Annotated in this window: 23 protein-coding genes; 16 read left to right on the forward strand and 7 right to left on the reverse strand. The window is 33.5% G+C overall.

The genetic code is table 11. From position 1 onward, the window contains the following. Nucleotides 1-41: 41 nt before the first annotated feature. Complete coding sequence (locus TX86_RS04775; protein WP_042346736.1) at nucleotides 42-1259, reverse strand: MFS transporter; 1218 nt, start codon at nucleotides 1257-1259, stop codon at nucleotides 42-44. Between the two features lie 91 nt (nucleotides 1260-1350). Continuing rightward, nucleotides 1351-1941: a TetR/AcrR family transcriptional regulator gene (locus tag TX86_RS04780; protein ID WP_042346738.1), complete on the reverse strand. Its 591-nt coding sequence runs from the start codon at nucleotides 1939-1941 to the stop codon at nucleotides 1351-1353. Nucleotides 1942-2096: 155 nt separating this feature from the next. Here TX86_RS04780 and TX86_RS04785 point away from each other — a divergent pair, with 155 nt between their 5' ends. The 5 genes from TX86_RS04785 (at nucleotide 2097) to TX86_RS04805 (ending at nucleotide 6164) form a co-directional block, all read left to right on the forward strand. Next, complete coding sequence (locus TX86_RS04785) at nucleotides 2097-2855, forward strand: AAA family ATPase (RefSeq protein ID WP_042346740.1); 759 nt, start codon at nucleotides 2097-2099, stop codon at nucleotides 2853-2855. Between the two features lie 116 nt (nucleotides 2856-2971). Continuing rightward, nucleotides 2972-3487, forward strand: a complete 516-nt coding sequence (gene sigV, locus TX86_RS04790; protein WP_042346742.1) for an RNA polymerase sigma factor SigV — start codon at nucleotides 2972-2974, stop codon at nucleotides 3485-3487. Then, nucleotides 3480-4349, forward strand: a complete 870-nt coding sequence (rsiV, locus tag TX86_RS04795; protein WP_042346744.1) for an anti-sigma-V factor RsiV — start codon at nucleotides 3480-3482, stop codon at nucleotides 4347-4349. The genes sigV and rsiV overlap by 8 nt, the downstream gene beginning before the upstream one ends. A gap of 318 nt (nucleotides 4350-4667) precedes the next feature. After that, entirely contained in the window at nucleotides 4668-4970 is a 303-nt protein-coding gene (locus TX86_RS04800) for a MarR family winged helix-turn-helix transcriptional regulator (RefSeq protein ID WP_230203566.1), read from the forward strand. A 3-nt stretch (nucleotides 4971-4973) separates the two neighbouring features. After that, nucleotides 4974-6164 (forward strand): MFS transporter, encoded by a 1191-nt coding sequence (locus TX86_RS04805; RefSeq protein ID WP_042346749.1) that lies wholly within the window; start codon nucleotides 4974-4976, stop codon nucleotides 6162-6164. A gap of 75 nt (nucleotides 6165-6239) precedes the next feature. Here the strand turns inward: TX86_RS04805 and TX86_RS04810 are convergent, their stop codons facing one another. Further along, nucleotides 6240-6950, reverse strand: coding sequence for an AlbA family DNA-binding domain-containing protein (locus TX86_RS04810; RefSeq protein WP_042346751.1), 711 nt, complete (start codon nucleotides 6948-6950; stop codon nucleotides 6240-6242). A gap of 178 nt (nucleotides 6951-7128) precedes the next feature. On the opposite strand from TX86_RS04810, the gene TX86_RS04815 reads away from it, so the two are divergent. Next, a complete protein-coding gene (locus TX86_RS04815; RefSeq protein ID WP_042346753.1) occupies nucleotides 7129-8043 on the forward strand; it encodes a CobW family GTP-binding protein in 915 nt (304 codons plus the stop codon). Between the two features lie 113 nt (nucleotides 8044-8156). Here the strand turns inward: TX86_RS04815 and TX86_RS04820 are convergent, their stop codons facing one another. Next, the gene (locus TX86_RS04820; protein WP_042346755.1) at nucleotides 8157-8399 is read right to left on the reverse strand and encodes a hypothetical protein; all 243 of its coding nucleotides are present in this window, start codon (nucleotides 8397-8399) and stop codon (nucleotides 8157-8159) included. A gap of 164 nt (nucleotides 8400-8563) precedes the next feature. On the opposite strand from TX86_RS04820, the gene TX86_RS04825 reads away from it, so the two are divergent. The 6 genes from TX86_RS04825 (at nucleotide 8564) to TX86_RS04850 (ending at nucleotide 13786) form a co-directional block, all read left to right on the forward strand. Beyond that, nucleotides 8564-9526 (forward strand): YncE family protein, encoded by a 963-nt coding sequence (locus tag TX86_RS04825; protein WP_042346757.1) that lies wholly within the window; start codon nucleotides 8564-8566, stop codon nucleotides 9524-9526. An 8-nt stretch (nucleotides 9527-9534) separates the two neighbouring features. Beyond that, the gene (locus TX86_RS04830; RefSeq protein WP_042346758.1) at nucleotides 9535-10224 is read left to right on the forward strand and encodes a response regulator transcription factor; all 690 of its coding nucleotides are present in this window, start codon (nucleotides 9535-9537) and stop codon (nucleotides 10222-10224) included. After that, entirely contained in the window at nucleotides 10214-11617 is a 1404-nt protein-coding gene (locus TX86_RS04835; protein WP_042346760.1) for a sensor histidine kinase, read from the forward strand. Before TX86_RS04830 ends, TX86_RS04835 begins: the two co-directional genes overlap by 11 nt. Nucleotides 11618-11644: 27 nt before the next feature. Beyond that, nucleotides 11645-12055, forward strand: a complete 411-nt coding sequence (locus TX86_RS04840) for a FixH family protein (RefSeq protein ID WP_042346762.1) — start codon at nucleotides 11645-11647, stop codon at nucleotides 12053-12055. Between the two features lie 129 nt (nucleotides 12056-12184). After that, complete coding sequence (locus TX86_RS04845) at nucleotides 12185-12655, forward strand: DUF6385 domain-containing protein (protein ID WP_042346763.1); 471 nt, start codon at nucleotides 12185-12187, stop codon at nucleotides 12653-12655. Nucleotides 12656-13006: 351 nt separating this feature from the next. Next, nucleotides 13007-13786: a CAP domain-containing protein gene (locus TX86_RS04850; RefSeq protein ID WP_042346765.1), complete on the forward strand. Its 780-nt coding sequence runs from the start codon at nucleotides 13007-13009 to the stop codon at nucleotides 13784-13786. A gap of 97 nt (nucleotides 13787-13883) precedes the next feature. On the opposite strand, the gene TX86_RS04855 is transcribed toward TX86_RS04850, so the two are convergent. The 3 genes from TX86_RS04855 to TX86_RS04865 all read right to left on the reverse strand — a co-directional run bounded on the left by TX86_RS04855 (nucleotide 13884) and on the right by TX86_RS04865 (nucleotide 16303). Further along, nucleotides 13884-14360: a hypothetical protein gene (locus TX86_RS04855; protein WP_042346766.1), complete on the reverse strand. Its 477-nt coding sequence runs from the start codon at nucleotides 14358-14360 to the stop codon at nucleotides 13884-13886. A gap of 87 nt (nucleotides 14361-14447) precedes the next feature. Continuing rightward, on the reverse strand, nucleotides 14448-14885 hold the full coding sequence (locus TX86_RS04860) for an Hsp20/alpha crystallin family protein (RefSeq protein WP_042346768.1): 438 nt from the start codon (nucleotides 14883-14885) through the stop codon (nucleotides 14448-14450). A gap of 59 nt (nucleotides 14886-14944) precedes the next feature. After that, nucleotides 14945-16303, reverse strand: a complete 1359-nt coding sequence (locus tag TX86_RS04865; RefSeq protein ID WP_230203567.1) for an MATE family efflux transporter — start codon at nucleotides 16301-16303, stop codon at nucleotides 14945-14947. Nucleotides 16304-16361: 58 nt separating this feature from the next. Between TX86_RS04865 and TX86_RS27725 the strand changes: the two genes are divergently transcribed. From TX86_RS27725 to TX86_RS04880, 4 genes are all read left to right on the forward strand, one after another. Then, complete coding sequence (locus TX86_RS27725; protein ID WP_439096720.1) at nucleotides 16362-16616, forward strand: DUF2639 domain-containing protein; 255 nt, start codon at nucleotides 16362-16364, stop codon at nucleotides 16614-16616. Between the two features lie 83 nt (nucleotides 16617-16699). Beyond that, complete coding sequence (locus TX86_RS04870; protein WP_042346771.1) at nucleotides 16700-17020, forward strand: DUF4870 domain-containing protein; 321 nt, start codon at nucleotides 16700-16702, stop codon at nucleotides 17018-17020. 363 nt (nucleotides 17021-17383) lie between these two features. Then, a complete protein-coding gene (locus TX86_RS04875) occupies nucleotides 17384-17929 on the forward strand; it encodes a hypothetical protein (protein WP_154663048.1) in 546 nt (181 codons plus the stop codon). 81 nt (nucleotides 17930-18010) lie between these two features. Beyond that, nucleotides 18011-18577, forward strand: coding sequence for a beta-class carbonic anhydrase (locus tag TX86_RS04880; protein WP_042346775.1), 567 nt, complete (start codon nucleotides 18011-18013; stop codon nucleotides 18575-18577). The last annotated feature ends 25 nt before the right edge of the window (nucleotides 18578-18602 follow it).

The following is an 18602-nucleotide window of genomic DNA, read 5'->3' on the forward strand; positions in this document are numbered from 1 at the left end:
GAGGTAAATTCTAAATTCAAAAGGATCGGTGACGGTTATTTTTATGAAATCAATTCTTCATTAGTGGTTTGCTTGTTTTGTGTGAATGTAAGCCCTAATGAAGGAATGCTTGCTAATGCCATGAAACATGCAGCTATGAAATATACTATAAAGAGTGATGTATTTTGCATAATTACTCCTGATAAAGCATTACCGATTAGCATAGCACCTAACATGACTGGTGTAATGATTCCATTTGTTCGACCAATAAACGCTTCTTCCACATACGTTATCATTAATGTGCTTAGTTTGATTTGGATAAAAGCAACGAAGAACGACCCTAAAAAAGTTAAAGATGCTGTTAAAGCAAACCTTGTTGACCAAACCTCCAAGATTGTTGAGATAGACATGAAAAGAAGTGTAAATACAAAAACTGCTCTACCACTAATTTTTTCCGCAATGATTGCGGCAATTATTCCTCCTACTAGCATGCCAAGACCTGAAATGGAAGTTAACCATTGAAGTGCTTCTTTCGGTAATTGTAATCGATCAGTCACAAGAAAAACTTCAAGTGGTTGTAGGAGACCACCAGCTATTCCAATAAAGAAAAAGATATAGCATATTCTTCTTAAATTATTATTATTCCAAACATATTTGAATCCTTCTTTAATTTCAGTTAAAACAGTGTTTTTTGTTTCGGATACTAATGAAGCATCTTTTGGTAGGAATACTGTAATAATTGTTGATAAACCAAATGTGAATATTAATAGATAAAGTGATGGCAGGATACCAAATTGTGTATAAACTGTTGTTCCGATAATTGGTCCAATAATAACAAATATGGACGTTAAGCTTTGTGATAAACCTAGGGCAGTGCTAACTTGTTCTTCAGGAATATGTCTTTTGAAGATTTTTGATGATGATGGTTGCGAAAATTGAGACACAATGGCTGAGACAAATGTAGCGAAGAAGACTGCTTGCCAATATCCAAGTGAAACACTAGCGATAATAAGCAGAATAGAGGCGATACTTAATAATCCACCGCTAATAATAGTTTTCTTTGGATTCCAACGGTCAGCGAATGTTCCACCTATAAAAGAGAAAAGAAACATAGGTAAAAATTCTAAAACGGTAATTGCGGAGATTGCGATAGGATTTTGGTTTGTTTGTTCAATAACGAAATACAATATCGCAATATTTCTAATCCAAATACTAACTTGGTCTAATAAATCTGAACTTAATATGATGAGAAAGATACGATTTTTTAATAAATCTTTCATAGGGATTCTCTCCTTTATTTTTAATCTGAACGTTCGGTTTATAAATATGTAAAAATGTAGGTCAGAAATAATCTCCGACCTAGGATAGTAATCAACGTTTTGCAAGACCCCTTAATAAGAAATCTGTACTTTTACGATATAGTTCTTTCAAATCATCGAAATCCATTTCATAATAGGCAACTCCTAAACCATTATGAAGTGCGAAGAGCATATACATCAGTTCACGCGGATTTTCATCAATAAATTCACCAGCAGCAATTCCATCTTTAAGGATGTTTTCATACGTTTCAAAATATTGATTTCGGATGATGTTTAATAACTCAGCTGTAGCCTCTTCATTCACAACTTGGCTGTTCCCATACTCTTCCATTGCGCTAAAGATTGGATTTTGGAAATCTTTCACATAATGTTCTGAAATAGCATATAGTTTTTCAGTATTCGTTTTACAATTGACCTCTATTTTAGCCCATTCTTCTTTCCATTCATTTGCTGCTGTTTCTACAATGAACATAAACAGTTTTTCTTTACTTTTAAAGTGATAATAAATACTGCCTTTACTGCTACCTGAAGCTGTTGTAATATCTTCCATTGAGGTGGCTGCGTAGCCTTTTTGAGAAAATAATTCTTCAGCAATTTTTGCGATTTTTAGTTTGGTAGTTAATCCATCATTTGTTTTACTCATTTATACTTGCCTCCAAAACCTCTAAACTGAACGGTTGGTCTAATAATAACATACTCGCAATCGTAATGACTGTCAATAGGGATGTAAGGTATGATAAGAAGAAATGTTAGTATCTTGAATTTCGGTATAATCAGACGAGGGGACTTGAATATTTCATGATTTTAGATGAATTTAATCATTTTATTAAGAGTATAAAGTTAAGGAGCGACAAGATACCGTCTACTTCCGTTTATCCATTTTCTTTACCAGCTGTTCAATACTTATCGGAATTGAAATTCCATCCTAATGTCACTTTTATTGTTGGAGAAAATGGAAGTGGTAAGTCAACCATTCTTGAAGCAATCGCGACATCTTATGGCTTTAATCCAGAGGGTGGTACACGAAACTTTAATTTTGCTTCGTTTGATTCCCATTCCTTATTACATGATTATGTAACAGTGGCAAAGGGGGCTATTAGACCAAATGATGGCTTCTTTCTTAGAGCGGAAAGCTTTTATAATGTAGCTTCATATATTGAGGAATTAGATCGTAAGTTTGGTGGAGCGAAGCTGATTAATCAGTATGGTGGTGTATCACTTCATGATCAATCACATGGAGAGTCGTTTATGTCATTGTTTCTACATAAGTTTAGAGCGAATGGAATGTACATATTAGATGAGCCTGAAGCGGCTTTATCGCCATCTCGTCAAATGACGATGATTGCTAGATTACACGAGCTTGTAATGCAGGGGTGCCAATTTATCATTGCTACACATTCACCCATTTTAATGGCTTACCCAAATGCAACGATTTATGAAATCAAAGATGGTTATCATAAAGTTACATATAAAGAGACCGAGCATTATCAAATAACGAAAGCTTTTCTAGATTATCCTGATAGAATGTTACGTGTACTAATGGAGCAAAATGAATAAGAGGAAAATAAAAACGAGAGCAATCTTGTTTTTATTTTTTTTTATGAAACTTTTCATTTCAGAACGACGTCTTAACATTGACTTCAAAATTGATACGTATCAAGAGGGGTAATAACATGTTTTACAAAAAGAAAATTGAAAGAGATTTTATAAATTATGTTACAGAAAATCAGCAAAGTTTATATCGATTTGCGTATAGCTATATGAAAAATCAACAGGATGCTTTAGATATCGTCCAAGAATCGATTCGAAAAGGACTTTGTTCAATTCAGAACATTCAAGAGTCAGCTGCTATTAAAAGCTGGTTCTATCGAATAATTATTAATACTTCAATAGATTTGATAAGAAAACGTAAGAGAGAGCAATTAGTAGAAGATGAAACAATTGAGTTTATCGCACATGGTAATGAGGATCGATATGAAGATATTGATTTGCGTGAAGCTGTTGAATCGTTACCACATACGTATAAAACCATTATTATTCTTCGCTTCTTTGAAGATTTAAAAATTGAGGAGATTGCTCAAGTATTGGAGGAAAATCCAAATACGATAAAAACTCGGCTATATCGAGCATTGAAGTTGTTACGAATGGACCTGGACACAAGTCACTCGGAGGGAAAGTTAAATGAATAAATTAGAACAATTGAAAAAAGAATACAATGAAATTGAAATTCCTGCAGAATTATCAACGATTGTTGAGAAAACGATTCGTCAGCATAAAAGAAAGACGCCGAAAAGAATTTTAATAGGTGTATTAGTTGCCGCAAGTTTATTTATTGCCAGCGTAAATATAAGTTCAACTATTGCGTATGCTTTATCAGATGTACCTGTTGTTGGTCAGCTTGTGAAATTAGTGACGTTTAGGGAATATCATTTCAAAGATGAAACATTTGACGCCAATATTAAAACGCCAGCTATTACAAATCTAGAGAATAAAGACTTAGAAAAAAGTTTAAATGAAAAGTATGCTCAGGAAAATGAAAAACTGTATAAAGAATTCATGACTGATATGGAAGAATTAAAGAAAAATGGAGGTGGACATTTAGGCATCGATAGCGGATATGAAGTGAAAACTGACAATAAACGAATCCTATCTATAGGCAGATATGTGACAAATACAGTTGCTTCATCTTCTACAGTGATGAAGTATGACACTATCGACAAGAAGAAGGAGCTATTAATCAGTTTGCCTAGTCTATTTAAAGATGACAAATATATTTCAGTAATTAGTGAAAATATTAAGCAACAAATGCATGCGCAGATGAAAGCAGACAAGGATATCTTCTATTGGGTTAAAGGAACTGGTGAAGAAGAATACTATGAGCCATTTGAAAAAATTAATAAAAATCAAAACTTCTACATTTCAAATGAAGGGAAACTAGTTATTTCATTTGATAAATATGATGTTGCTCCTGGATATATGGGCCTGGTTGAATTCGAAATACCAACAAAAGTAATTAAGAAGCTTCTTGTAAGTAACGAATACATTAAATAAGAAATAGTGGCGTACAAAGGTGAAATGAATATACCTTTAAGTACGCCTTTTTCATTTTTTGTTATAAAACTTTTAAGGGTAGATGGATTTGTATTAACTAATAAATAATAATTTCGGTGTGGTGAAATTGATTACTTATTTACAATTCAAAAGAACTCCTTTATTATTAGTTAGTCTAACTAACTAATAATAAAGGAGGCATATTTTGTATTCTTTTTTTTAAAATTGCAATTATTACATCGAACTTATAATAATCAACTGCAAACGATCTTGATGAAGTATTGCATATCTACTAGCCAATGGGGAATCATTCGATATTTGTTTGAACAGGGATCAGGTACATTTGGGGATGTTGCAACATATTGGCAAGTTGAAAAGCCAACTATTACACCTGTTGCACAAAAGTTAATTGCACAAGAGATTATTTTTATTGAACAAGGTGTAGATAAAAGGCAAAAAGTAATGCATTTAACAGAACAAGGTGAGCGCTTATATCAAGAAATAAAGCACACAATGAATGCTTTTCAAGATGAGATTATGCAAGGTATTACGGATGAAGAAAGAGAGATTGCGGAGAAATTATTGACGGATTTACGAGAGAATTTATTGAAAAGAGGATAATTTGTGAAAAAGGAAAAGTTATGGACGAAAGAATTTTTGACAGTGTCTGCAATCAACTTCATGCTGACATTGATGTTTTTTTTACTGATGGTTACAATTGCGTCGTATGCAAAAACAGAATTTAATGCAACGACGAGTACAGCAGGATTGGTTTCTAGTATTTTTATTATTGGCTCTTTAATTGGAAGATTAGGTACTGGTAGAGTAATAGGTGTTATTGGGACAAAGAAGACTCTATGGATAGGACTTATTGCATTTGCTATAACAACTGTCTTCTATTTCTTCGCTTCAAGTGTCAGTTTATTGCTTGTAAATCGTCTTTTACAGGGGATAGCAGTAGGTATTGCAGGTACGGCAACGGGAACGATTATTGCACAAATTCTCCCACCAACTCGAAAAGGAGAGGGAATTGGTTATTTTAGTTTAAGTGCGATTTTAGCAACCGCTATTGGACCTTTTATTGGAATTTTATTAATGAAGCTTGATAATTTTGAATGGATTTTTACGCTAAATACGGTCTTATCGGTCATTTGTATTCTGATTTATGCAATTGTTAAAATTAAGTTACCTGTGGCTACAGGAAAAGGTAAAGAAGAAGGAAAGACTTCGTTTCTTTCTAAATTCATTGAAATAAAGGCATTGCCTATTTCGTTTATTGCTTTCCTTGTTGGTTTTAGCTATTCCGGCGTTATGTCATTTCTATCCTTTTATGCGGAAGAAATTAATCTTGTTACAGCATCAAGTTACTTCTTTTTAGTATATGCAATCGTGGTTTTACTTTCACGTCCGATTACAGGAAAACTCATGGATGCTCGAGGAGCAAATATCGTATCATATCCAGCATTGATTATTTTTGCAGTGGGAATGTTTCTATTTAGTCAAGCTTCGGCAGGTTGGATGCTATTGGCAGCTGCTGCGTTTATCGGTTTTGGATATGGAAACTTTAATTCAGTAGCTCAGGCTGTTGCCGTAAAGGTAACTGAACCACATCGTTTTGGTTTAGCTACAGCGACATACTTTATCTTATTTGACTTAGGTTTAGGTGTTGGTCCATATATCCTTGGCTTTGTTGTACCACACACAGGATACCGTCCAGTCTTTTTAAGTATGGTTGTATTGATTATTATTAGCATTCCGCTTTATTTCTTACTCCATGGTCGTAAAGATCGTGAATTGTTGAAGGTAGCGGCATAAAGTAGAAAACCAGTAATCTGAAGGATTACTGGTTTTCTCAGGCTGTCAAGGTTGTAGAGGAATGTTTATGCAAGCTTATTGTGTATGTATTTGCAAATAAGAACGAATGCTTTTCTTCTTCTCTTCAATTAACTCTTTTAGAAAAGCAATATACTCGGAATCATGCTCTTGTTTTACTTCTTCATATAGTGTATCTAGTTGCTGTAGATGGTCTCTTAAAGTGAATTCCGTTACGCTCGATCCACCAGATTCTACTTTTCTCAGAATCATTTCAACTAGCTTTTCATTGCTTGCCTCAATTGATTTTGTCCCTTGGCGAATATAGATGGCTCCGTACTTAAGTTCCCCTTGATTAACGACAGATGTAAATGGGACATATTTTGGATCATATTCAATAATAAGCACCTGAAAGACTTTTCCTTGTAATTTTTCATGTGTGCGGTGTGTGAAGATGAAGTCTTCCGTACGGTATTTTATATATTTTGGTAGTAAATGTTCTAGTTTGTTATCAACATCTGCTTTGTCTAAAATATCTTTGTTTTGTAATCCTTCTAGAATAGGTGTGCAATCGTCATTTTGAGTAACTCCAACGATGATGCAACCACCACCTGAATTAGCAATCGCCAAAACATGTTTCGCTAGTTTTGTCATATCAATCCACTTTGTCTTAAAATCTAGGAAATCTGTCTCCCCTGTATTATGTAAAAGCACATCTTTTAAATGCTCATTGGTAGGTTCTAGCATAAATTGCTTTAACGATGTTGGATAAATTTTAGAATAAAACATTTTTAAACCCTCTCATTTTGTTCATTATAGTTTCTATTATAAAGGTGTTGTTCGTAAAATTGTAAATAATTATACAATACGTTAAGAAATGAAGGTTATGCGAGTTGAATTGTGCATATACATGCGAACTATGTTACTATTGCCTAGTCATCATTACCATATTAAGAGGAGTATGATTATGAGTAAAACAGAAGTATACATAATTGGTGGATTTTTAGGTAGTGGAAAGACAACCTTGTTGCAACAAATTATGAAGCAAGAAAAGGAAGCAGGTAGACAAATTGCTGTGTTATTGAATGAGCTTGGTAGCATTTCAATTGATTCTGCTCTAATTGAAGAAGAAGGGGTTCCTTTTAAAGAGCTTTTTGATGGTTGCATTTGTTGTACAATATCTGAGAAGTTAGAAGGTCAGCTACAGTCACTATTATATGAGAATAATTTGGATGCTATATATATAGAAACAACTGGTGCTGCGCATCCTGTTGAAGTAGTGGATAGCATTATGTCACCCATATTAGTAGATCAGCTTGAATATAGAGGCATTGTTACGGTTGTTGATATTTCAAGATGGAGGGACAGAGAGCAATTCACTCCACAAATCCGTCAATTAATGATTGAACAACTTGTACATGCGGATACAATTTTGCTAAATAAAGTGGATCTAGTTAGTGAAGCTGAAAGTGCTCAAATTTTGTTTGAAATTCAGTCGTTAAATAGTGAGGCGCTATGCTTATTTACGAATCATAGCAAAGTTTCATTAAAGGATTTTCAAGGACGAAAAGCACGTGAGCAGCAAGGGCATAATACATCTAAACATGATATTGCGCATTTACAATTACAAACCATTGTTTATACATTTAATAAGTCCATTCCATATGAAAGTTTTGAGAATTGGTTAAGAGCGTTACCTGATACTGTATACCGAATTAAAGGGTATATTGGCTTTACGCATTCTCAATATCCATATCTATTTCAATATTCGTATGGTACACCAGTAATGATTCCAGAAATAATGAAAATGCCACTTAATATTGTTATTATTGGTCAAAATTTAAATAAAGATGAAATCGTGCAACAGTTAGACAATCTGTAAGGAAGTATATTTGCCATAAGAACGAAAAATCTGGAGAATACATTAGTATTTTCCAGATTTTTTTGTTGTTACAATATTACTATATTAATGTAATAATGATAAAATATCGTTGGTTAATTTAGTTCACCATAAGCAGCAAATGTTTTTTCGGCTTCTATTAGACCACAAGCAGCACATTGAACACGTAAGCTAGGTCCGGTATAAGCTAAATGAAAGGGCTCTAGTTGTTCACTTTGATATTCTTGAATGATATCACCTGATTGAGGATCTTTTTTCACTGGATGAACCACTTGTTCAAGTAAATTAAAACGTGTTTTATTCGTTTTACAGTTTGGACAACGATAGCGTAAGCTCATTTTTTCACCTTATTTCATGTATGGATTCATAAGTATGATTTGTACTTTTATAGAAAAATATGTATGTTTTTTTATAAATGTATATATTTTCAAACTGAGTTCATACTTTTTTCACATGTATTATGTAAAATGGGATGTGGGAGATTAGAAATAAGGGGATCTATATGAAAAAAATAGGGATTGTTTTTCTATTGTCAGTGTTGCTTATTGCTGGTTGCCAGCAAGATACGTTGGCGGCAATTCCATCTGATACATCTTTTGTAGCAAGCGTAAATATTAAAGATGGTAGCATATCGTTTGTTAATAGTGAAAACATGCAAATCATGGCAGAGTGGGATATTCATAAGCCTTTTACAGGTGCAATCCTATTGCCGAATCACGATCAAATTGCACTATACGGGAAACAAATGTCTTCGATACTTGTGTATTCATTAAGTAAGGGTAAGCTTATTGATGAGTGGCAAGTAGGGGAAGGTATCGTTATGATAAGTGCAATCAATGGGGGTAAAGAGCTAGCTTTAGTTGATCAATTGACCAATTCTATTCGAATTATTTCTCTACAAGGAAAACAACTTCGCTCTGTGAAAGTAGGCGATAAGCCTATTTCAATTCATGAAGATCAACGGACTAAACATTTATATGTAGTCAATTTCAATGATAATAAAATTACAGTTTTACAATCCAACACATTAAAAACCACAAAAGAAATTAACATCAACCCATTTTCAACAGGAATAATGATTCGTAGTCAAGAAAAGCAAATTTGGGTAGGAGGGCATGGTAAAGGGAATCATATAGAAGACAATGTTCATATTTATTCAACCGAAAGCGGTGAGTTAATGAAGACTTTACGTACGCCTTCGATGCCTATTCATTTTTTGTCGTACAAAGATAATGTTTATATTGTGAGTCACGGTACGAGTACGGTCTATAAATATAAAGATATGAATCAAGTGGCTTCTTTAAAAGTTGGAGTGAATCCCTTTGAAATGAAACGAGTAAAAGAAAAATTAGTTCTTGCTTCATACGATAGTAATGAACTTCATGTGATTGATCCAGAGAAATTTATCGTAGAGAAAACCATTAAGGTCGGAAAAGGACCGTTTCAATTAGTTATAAGGGAGTAGGTACATAGATGGTAAAGTATAGAGTTCTTGTTGTTGATGACGAAGAGGATATGAGGCATTTAGTAGAAATGTATTTATTGAATTCTGGTTTTGATTGTACGCAAGCGAGTAATGGTAAAGAAGCTTTAGAGAAATTGGGAACAGAACATATTGATGTAGTACTTCTTGACATTATGATGCCAATTCAAGATGGCTTTGAAGTTTGTAAAGAAATTAGAAATTTTTCTGACGTACCGATTATTTTTGTAAGTGCCAAAGGTGAAGAGTGGGATAAAGTAAAAGGACTAAAACTTGGTGGAGACGATTATGTTGTGAAGCCATTTAGCCCAGGAGAACTAATGGCTCGTATTGAATCAGTATTAAGAAGAGCTGGAAAGAAGAGTGAACCGATAGAAGAAGACCAAATTGTATACGGAAATATCTCTATTAATAATCGCTCTAGAAAAGTTATGGTTGGAAAAGAAACAATTACTTTAACGTTGAAAGAATATGAATTATTAAACTTTTTAATTTTACATACAAATCAAGTATTAAGTAGAGAGCAATTATTAGAACGTATATGGGGTAACGACTATAGTGGTTCTTTACGAACAGTTGATACACATGTGAAAACACTTCGTATGAAACTGAAAACGGCCGACTATATTCAAACTGTATGGGGTATTGGTTATAAATTTGAGGCGGCAGATGAAAATTAAGTCTTATAGTTTGCAGCAAAAGCTTTGGATTTTTCTTTTTACGATTACATTAGTCAGTATTCTATTTGCTTATAGTTTGTCACAAGTTTTTTATCAGAAGCTATATGTTGATTATGTGAAGGAAAACTTGGAATTACAAGTTGAACAGCTATCGAGTGATTATAAAGGTGGTCCCTTAACAGATACCTTTAAAAAACAAGTAGAATGGTTGAATTCTAAAACTCATGGAGAATTATTTGTAGTTAATAATCCACGTGAATTAAGTGCTTGTCTTCCTTTTGAGATTGATTATAAGACTTTAATTTCAGAGGATGAAAGGCAATCATTATTAGCTGGTAAGGCTGTTTTCAAAAAGGGGTTTGAAGAACGCTTCCAGCGAGATATTGTTGCTGTTATCTATCCGTTACTAGATAATGGAAGATTAGAAGGTATTATTTATTCCTATATTCCATTAACGAGTATGAATGAATTCACGCAAGAGTATACGTATGTTTGGTTTATTGCAGGGTTCTTGTTTATTGTTCTTATGTTCTTCCTTGGGGTGAAAGTCATTAACATTATGGTTAAGCCTCTGAAAGAAATGAAGACAGCGGCTATGAGAATGGCAAAAGGTGATTATTCTACAGTAATAGATATTAGTGGTCGAGATGAAATTGGTAGCCTTGCTCAAGCATTTAATCAAATGTCTCAATCAATTCAGGAAGAGGATGAACGGAAACGTGACTTCCTTGCTGATATTTCACATGAATTACGGACGCCGCTTAGTTATGTAAAAGGATATACACAAGCATTACTAGATGGTCTAGTGCAAAGTAAAGAAGATGAACGGAAATACTTACAGTTAATTTCTCGAGAAACAAAGAAATTGCAAAATCTCGTACAGGATTTATTAGATTTAACAAAGTTAGAATCTAAAACCTTTGTTATAAATCCAAATCCAGTCGCTTTTGCACAGTTCATTGAAGATTTCATGGAGAAATACGTATCTATCTTACAGGACAAGAAAATAAATCTGAAACTGGATTTAAATCCAGAAGTGATAATAAGTGGTGATGAGGTTCGTTTAGAACAAATCATCCAAAATATTCTTGAAAATGCTTTAAGATATACGGAGGCAGATGGTACAATTTCGTTAACTCTTACTGAAGAAGGAAACAACTGTGTATTAACAATCGAGGATACCGGACGAGGCATTAGCGAGGATCATTTAGAGAAAATTACCCAAAGATTTTATCGTGTAAATAAAGCACGATCACGATTTGATGGTGGTACAGGGATTGGGCTATCAATTGTGGAAAAATTAATGGAATTACACAAAGGTCAAATGACTATCGAGAGTGAGCTTCATAAGGGAACTAAAGTAATTCTTGTTTTTCCGTTATTAGATTTGTAGTATTTTACGGACAAAGGGGAAAAGGGAATGAAGAAAATATGGTTGTTATTATTTAGTGTTCTTTTACTTACTGCTTGTGGAACGAAGTCTACGTCTGAAAAGGCGGATGAAGAATTGGCGTACCTAGATGTAAAGCTAACGATTAATCCTGAATCAGCCAAGATTAATGAACCTGTTCGATTTCAAGCAAAGGTTATGTATGGAGACAAGTCTGTAAAAGATGCTGATGAAGTAAGTTTCGAAATATGGCGCTCTCTCAGTGATAAACATGAAAAAATTGCTATTCAACATAGTAAAGATGGTATATATGAGCTAGAGAAAAACTTTACTGAAGAAGGTACGTATTACGTATATGCTCATGTTACTGCTGAAGGAATGCATAGTATGCCTAAGAAAGAGTTTGTTATTGGGCAACCTAGTGAGCCTGAGGAAAAGTAACAGCAAGTATATAATATTGTCTTTAAGAAAACGTTTCTTATTTATTAAGAGACGTTTTTTTGTGTCTTGTTCTTATGTAGCTATTATGCGAATACGTATGAATTAGGATACTAAAGGTGAGGTGGGAAAATGAAGAACGATCAAACGCAACAAGCACCTCAAAATATAAATTACAACGAAATTTTTTTTCAAGAAAAAGAAATAGGTGAAGAAATACCAAATCAATGGTCTTTGAAATTAAAGAAGGTTGAGTCAATATTATTGCCTCATACTGTTTCAGATGATTCTTCAGTTTTACAGGCTGTTGATGTAAAAAGAAGCTTGATTTTAAAGAAAGATGGCAAGGCCTCCATTACGTTTGATATTTCAACTTTAAAAAAATATAGCATTTGCGTAATAAATGAAAGTGACTACCTAATTACATTTTGTCTTGAACTTAGCCCTAATAATATTAATTTCATAAAAAAAACACCTTATATTGAAGTAGAACCAAGAGGAATAAAGATGGTTTCATCGGATGATTATTTAAAATATGCTAGAATTCGGGTTTTAGGAAAGAACATATCATCCGTTATTATCTATTTGCAAGGAGTTAAGTAACGAATTATGTTACAAGTATATTAAAATAGTCATTTTTTTGTAATGAATGTCATAAACAAGAGGCATATCAAAAAGTGTCAATAATTATTTATTAGTAGTAAAATGGAAACCCCGTAACAGTAATGGAGGGATTTCCTTTTTTTATTGAAAAGAGGTAAATAATTGGAAAATAACTGGAAGTCTGCTGTAATAGTATTCATGATAGTCCTAGAAAATGATGGTAAATGAGATAATGATAATTTTATAGGATGTTTTTCCAATGTAATAATATGGTTCTATTATTACAAAAAACTCGTGTTACGATGTGTGAGTAAACAACAAATCACGCTTTAACAGGAGGAGTTTTTTATCATGAATAAAAAGTTTTTATTTACATTAGCTACAGCAGCTACAGTAACATTTACAGGTTTTGGAGCGATGAACGCAGATGCTGCGTCTAATATATCTACTAATACAGTACAATATGAAAAAGTTCAAAGTGTTGTACAAAATTGCAAGGATGGTAAAGTAACTACTAAAGTTGTAGTGAAACCTATCGTTATTACAAATAGTACAGTAAATCCTTGTCCAAATACTAAACCGGAAGTTAAGCCTGAAGTAAAACCAGAAAACAAGCCGGAAGTTAAGCCAGAGAATAAACCTGAAACAAAGCCAGAAACAAAACCAGAGGTAACACCACCAACAACTACACCAGATAGCAGTAAGCCAGAAGTGGATAACTCAAAACCAGAGCAAGAAAAACCTTCAACTTCAGTTAGTGCTTATGAGCAAAAAGTAGTAGAGTTAACGAATGCAGAGCGTGCGAAACAAGGTCTTAAGCCATTAACTTTAGATGTTGAATTAAGTAAAGTAGCTCGTATTAAATCACAAGATATGAAAGACAAAAACTACTTTGATCACAACAGCCCAACTTATGGTTCACCATTTGATATGATGAAGAAATTCGGTATTTCATATAACTATGCTGGAGAAAACATTGCTCAAGGTCAACGTTCACCTGAAGAAGTTGTAAAAGCTTGGATGAACAGTCAAGGTCATAGAGAAAATATCATGAATCCAAATTATACACATATCGGAATTGGACATGTAGCTGATAATAACTATTGGACTCAAATGTTTATTGGAAAATAATAAAGTATGTAAAAAGCAGTGATATTGCCGAAAGGTGTATCACTGCTTTTTGAGTTGCAAACAAGAAATAAATGCATTATTCGGCTGACGGTTATTCTTATAGCTCAGTTACATTAATTTCTGAGTATTGTAGATCAGTTGCTTTGGCAAGGCGGATTTCGAGTGTACCATCTCTATATTGAGCTGTTGCTCCTTTTTTCTTAACGATGGACGGTAGTGTCAAGACATGGCGGTCTTCTTTAGTAGGATATCCTTCCACGATGGAAGTGTTGGATGTATGATATATTTTCATATTTTGCATGGAAGAACGATCTTGAATAGGTATTCTTACATACACATCGGTATGAGTCTCAAAGACAGATGCATCAATTGGATTTACCGTTTCCTCGTAATCGCTGCTTTGTTGCTCAAAAAATGATGAAGTATTATTAGTGTTCGCTTGATTATTGTATCCACTTTTTTGCCAGTTATTAAACATGTTTGACATAAATGATTCCATATCCTTGCCTTCGGTTCCAGCGGTGAAATTCTTCATGTATTTTTGGAAAGGAAACAGAACATTCCACGGATTCATTAGAAAGAAACCTCCCTTGTAAAAGGAAAAGATTAGTTTCTTTATTATATGCAAGCTTTTACCTATGTGATTGTAAGGTGTGTTTGATTATTTTTTTGAAATGTTGAAAGGAACATGAAAATGAGTTTCGGTTTTTGGGATTTTTAAAATAAAAATGCCGTTTTCATAGCTCGCTGTGACGTTGTTGTGAGAAAAAGAGAAAGGGATGATAAAAGAACGTTTGAATGCGCCAAGAAACCTCTCGCTATGCACTATTTTATGTTCCTCAGAAGGAAAAGGCTCCGGAACATTTCCTTCAATGATTAGATTTTGTCCATGAAATGATATTTTAACATGTTCTTTTTTTGTGATTCCTGGAAGTTCAATGTATATAAAGCCTGTTGTTTCGGTTTCAACAATATCGATTGGAGGTGTTTTCTTTGGCATGATTTTCTGAAAATCGGTCCAGAATCGATCACCAAGGACATTTTCTGTTTCTTTTGATAAACCTTCCCAATCAGGCATTGAATTATGGTTATTTGACATAATAAAAGCCACCACCTTTTCACTAATAATATGAAAAGGTGGTGGCTTTTTATGAGTTGTTACATCGTTTTTATTACAAATTTCCGTTTTTGAATATATAACAAACGTGATGCTAAACTAATTGCACCTATTGCTAATCCGACGATTAATCCAACCCAATAACCAAATGCGCCCATGCTTGTATAATTTGCAAAAACATAACCTGTTGGTAGACCAATTACCCAGAAAGAGGAAAAGGATAATATAAAAGTAACATTTACATCTTTATATCCTCGTAAAGCTCCTTGAATCGGGGCCATTATCGCATCTGAAAGCTGGAAAAAGAGCGCAAAAATAAGAAAGTGAGAAGCGAGTGAAATCACTTCTACATCCTTTGTATAGATAGATGCAATCTCTGCACGGAAGAAATATAGTACGATACCGAATACTAGTGCCATACCGACAGCGAATACCGTCCCTATACGGCTGTACTCACGAGCATCATTAAACCTTTTTCCGCCTACTTCAAATCCAACAACAATCGTTAAAGCCATTGAAATACTTAATGGAACCATATAAAGGAATGATGCAAAATTCATGGCTGTTTGATGAGCTGCTATTGTGATTGTATCAAACGAACTCATTAGCAATGTTACTGCCGCAAAAATACTACTTTCAAAGAAAATAGCTAGTCCAATTGGAATGCCAATTTTCAATATTGATATACATTCTTTGAATGAAAATGCTATCCACTTTTTAAAGATATTATATTCTTTAAAAGGATGAATCTTCATAATGACTACAATGGAAATAAATAAAATGAGCCAATATGTAATCGCTGAAGCGACTCCTGAACCGACGCCCCCTAATTCGGGAAATCCAAACTTACCAAAGATTAAAAAATAATTAAAAAGAACATTGATAGGTAATGCGGTTAATGTTATTAACATTGAGATTCGTGTTTGTCCTAAAGCGTCAATGAATGATCGTAAGACACTATAGAAGAATAGTGGAACAATTCCCCAGGATAATGCCACTAAATAATCATGAGCAACTTCTCGAACATGTGGCTCTAAACTCATATTGTTTAAGATAGGGTTCAAAGTAAAGAAACCGATGAATAAAACAATGATTGCCATAATAATAGATAAATAGGATCCCTGAATAACAGAATACGGCACATCTTTTATTTTTCTGGCACCAACGAGTTGTGAAACAATTGGTGTGATGGCAATTAATATACCGCTTAAGCCGGTATTGATTGGTACCCATATTGAACTACCGATGGCTACACCTGCAAGATCGTTTGAAGAATAGTTTCCTGACATAACAGTATCTGCGAAAGTCATCGAGAACAAACCGAGCTGTGTGACAAGGACAGGTAGCATAATTTGTAAAAATAATAGGGTTTTTTCTTTTCTTGTTCGTGTAATATGCAATATAGTCTCCCCATTTCTTTGTGCATATCTGAGCATTATAACATATATAAATTGTAGGATGAAAACTTATAATTTTCCGATAAATAAGCAGGGAAAGGCTTGTCATACATTTCATTTTTGTACATATATTGAATACTATAATGTAGAGGTTAGGGGGGCACTAATAGTGGCGTACAAGTATTCAAAAGGGTGGTATTTATCACAACTAAAGTCAATTGGGATTACGAAACATCCAATTGAGCGAAAAAAGTTGGAATTGTATAAGACATTTATTGTTAGGAAAATATATTTAGATAATTTTATTAAAAAATGAAACGTATAGTCTAGTCGTTCGTATATTATTATAAGAGAAAAAGAATTCCATCATAAGGTGGAAGGAAAAAAGGAGTTTTTATTATGGCATCTAGGGATGACAGATTGTTAGCAGCATTAATTTATGTTATTAGTTTTTTTACTGCATTTATTGGACCGCTTATTATATGGTTATTGCAAAAAGACAAATCATCATTTATCGACTATCATGGTCGTGAATATTTTAACTTTTTCATTTCATATAGTGTGTATGGGCTTATTTCTTTCTTGCTGACCTTCTTATTAATAGGTTTCGTTATTGGACCAATTGTTGGTATTGCAGGATTTATTTTCACAATCATTGGGGCTGTCAAAGCTTATGAAGGTACAGAATATCGTTTTCCATTTATCTTTAGAATTTTATAATCAGAACTAATAATGTTTATTTTAAAAAGCTGACTGAGAAGAAAGACTACATCTTATGGATTGTAGTCTTTTTTTCTTAGTCACTTTTATTAATAAGGTGGTCAAATGAATTTAAAGCAATACTATTATTCAACTACAATTATATATTTGAATCTTTCTCTATTTGCTGTAGCGCTAAGTGTCATTATGTTTATAGTTAATTTCATTTTGTTTAATAAGAGTGGGATTTATGGGAGTACAATTCTCTTTATGTTTTTAAGTTGTGTGTATTTTATTTGTTCGCTTGTTTATAAAAGGCGATATAAAAGTGTACCGAGCGTTTTTTCACCAAGTAGCAAAACTCTTTTGGAGGAAAAGGATGTTTTGATGGTGTTTATGCCAGCTCCTACCCTTAGAGTATTGTTATTCAACGGGAAGGGGCAGTTGCTTGGTGAAATCAATGATTCAAATACATCTTGGTATAAGTGGTTTATTCCTAATAATTTATTATCACTTATGCCAAACGCTTATGTATTAACGGATTGTAAGGGAAATATATTAGCGACTTTTGAAGTGAATCGATGGTTTTCTAATGATATGGTTTTCTATGATGAAATGGGCGAAGAGATTGGTTTTTATCAGGAAGATTGGAAGAAATCATTAGTGCGGTATAATGGGGCGGTGAGGGCTAGTGATGGTTCTATTCGAATGAATATAGATATAAGTGTTTTTTTGCAATCGTTTATTATTCCTACGCAGGAAGGGAAGATGCTAGCATCTTATCAAAAGGGGTGGATGCCTTTAGAATGGGCAGAACGATTTAAAGAACTGAATACACCTATCCTCACATTTACTTCGTTGACTACAAAAAATGATCGATTATGTATATATGGTTTATGTGCTCGTTTATTAAGTAATTGTAAAAATTAAAATTTTTCAGGCATATCTTAAGTAATCTAAAAAGTTTTTTGGTATAATTTGAAAAAATACATAAAGCAAAGTGGGGTTACTATGAAAAGTTTAGAAGAAATTTTAGCATTTAACGAAAAATTCGTAGAGAACAAAGATTATGAAGCATTTATAACAGACAAATTTCCGGATAAACGTATGGTAATTCTAAGTTGTATGGATACTCGTCTTGTAGAATTGCTTCCTAAAGCGATGAATATTCGAAATGGTGACGTGAAAATCATTAAAACAGCAGGTGCTGTCGTTTCGCATCCATTTGGTAGTGTTATGCGTAGTATTATGGTTGCAATTTATGAATTGAAGGCTGATGAAGTGTATGTAATTGGTCATCATGATTGTGGTATGTCTGCTGTATCAGTAGATAAAATGGTTGAGAAAATGAAGGAGCGTAATGTTTCGCCTGAAATCTTTTCAACTCTTGAACATTCAGGAATTGATATTGAAGCTTGGTTAAGAGGTTTTAAAGATGTTTCTGAAAGTGTACAAAACAGTGTGGAAGTGATTAAAAATCACCCATTAATGCCGGGTGATGTAAACGTTCATGGCTTAGTAATTGACCCTGCAACTGGTAAGTTAGATGTAGTTGTAGATGGAAGTAAAAATAAATAAGAATAATAAAAATATCAATACAAAA

Source organism: Bacillus massiliigorillae, from assembly GCF_000380245.2.
GTDB classification, from domain to species: Bacteria; Bacillota; Bacilli; order Bacillales; family DSM-1321; genus Bacillus_AD; species Bacillus_AD massiliigorillae.

Excerpts from the sequence above, each read along its gene's own strand:
- TX86_RS04880 (WP_042346775.1), top strand. The coding sequence starts at position 18,011 with ATGAAAAGTTTAGAAGAAATTTTAGCATTTAACGAAAAATTCGTAGAG.
- TX86_RS04870 (WP_042346771.1), top strand. The coding sequence starts at position 16,700 with ATGGCATCTAGGGATGACAGATTGTTAGCAGCATTAATTTATGTTATT.
- TX86_RS04815 (WP_042346753.1), top strand. The coding sequence starts at position 7,129 with ATGAGTAAAACAGAAGTATACATAATTGGTGGATTTTTAGGTAGTGGA.
- TX86_RS04810 (WP_042346751.1), bottom strand. The coding sequence starts at position 6,950 with ATGTTTTATTCTAAAATTTATCCAACATCGTTAAAGCAATTTATGCTA.
- TX86_RS04850 (WP_042346765.1), top strand. The coding sequence starts at position 13,007 with ATGAATAAAAAGTTTTTATTTACATTAGCTACAGCAGCTACAGTAACA.
- sigV (WP_042346742.1), top strand. The coding sequence starts at position 2,972 with ATGTTTTACAAAAAGAAAATTGAAAGAGATTTTATAAATTATGTTACA.
- TX86_RS04835 (WP_042346760.1), top strand. The coding sequence starts at position 10,214 with ATGAAAATTAAGTCTTATAGTTTGCAGCAAAAGCTTTGGATTTTTCTT.
- TX86_RS04775 (WP_042346736.1), bottom strand. The coding sequence starts at position 1,259 with ATGAAAGATTTATTAAAAAATCGTATCTTTCTCATCATATTAAGTTCA.
- TX86_RS27725 (WP_439096720.1), top strand. The coding sequence starts at position 16,362 with ATGAAAACTTATAATTTTCCGATAAATAAGCAGGGAAAGGCTTGTCAT.
- TX86_RS04860 (WP_042346768.1), bottom strand. The coding sequence starts at position 14,885 with ATGTCAAATAACCATAATTCAATGCCTGATTGGGAAGGTTTATCAAAA.
- TX86_RS04820 (WP_042346755.1), bottom strand. The coding sequence starts at position 8,399 with ATGAGCTTACGCTATCGTTGTCCAAACTGTAAAACGAATAAAACACGT.
- rsiV (WP_042346744.1), top strand. The coding sequence starts at position 3,480 with ATGAATAAATTAGAACAATTGAAAAAAGAATACAATGAAATTGAAATT.
- TX86_RS04825 (WP_042346757.1), top strand. The coding sequence starts at position 8,564 with ATGAAAAAAATAGGGATTGTTTTTCTATTGTCAGTGTTGCTTATTGCT.
- TX86_RS04830 (WP_042346758.1), top strand. The coding sequence starts at position 9,535 with ATGGTAAAGTATAGAGTTCTTGTTGTTGATGACGAAGAGGATATGAGG.
- TX86_RS04855 (WP_042346766.1), bottom strand. The coding sequence starts at position 14,360 with ATGAATCCGTGGAATGTTCTGTTTCCTTTCCAAAAATACATGAAGAAT.
- TX86_RS04845 (WP_042346763.1), top strand. The coding sequence starts at position 12,185 with ATGAAGAACGATCAAACGCAACAAGCACCTCAAAATATAAATTACAAC.
- TX86_RS04780 (WP_042346738.1), bottom strand. The coding sequence starts at position 1,941 with ATGAGTAAAACAAATGATGGATTAACTACCAAACTAAAAATCGCAAAA.
- TX86_RS04785 (WP_042346740.1), top strand. The coding sequence starts at position 2,097 with ATGATTTTAGATGAATTTAATCATTTTATTAAGAGTATAAAGTTAAGG.
- TX86_RS04840 (WP_042346762.1), top strand. The coding sequence starts at position 11,645 with ATGAAGAAAATATGGTTGTTATTATTTAGTGTTCTTTTACTTACTGCT.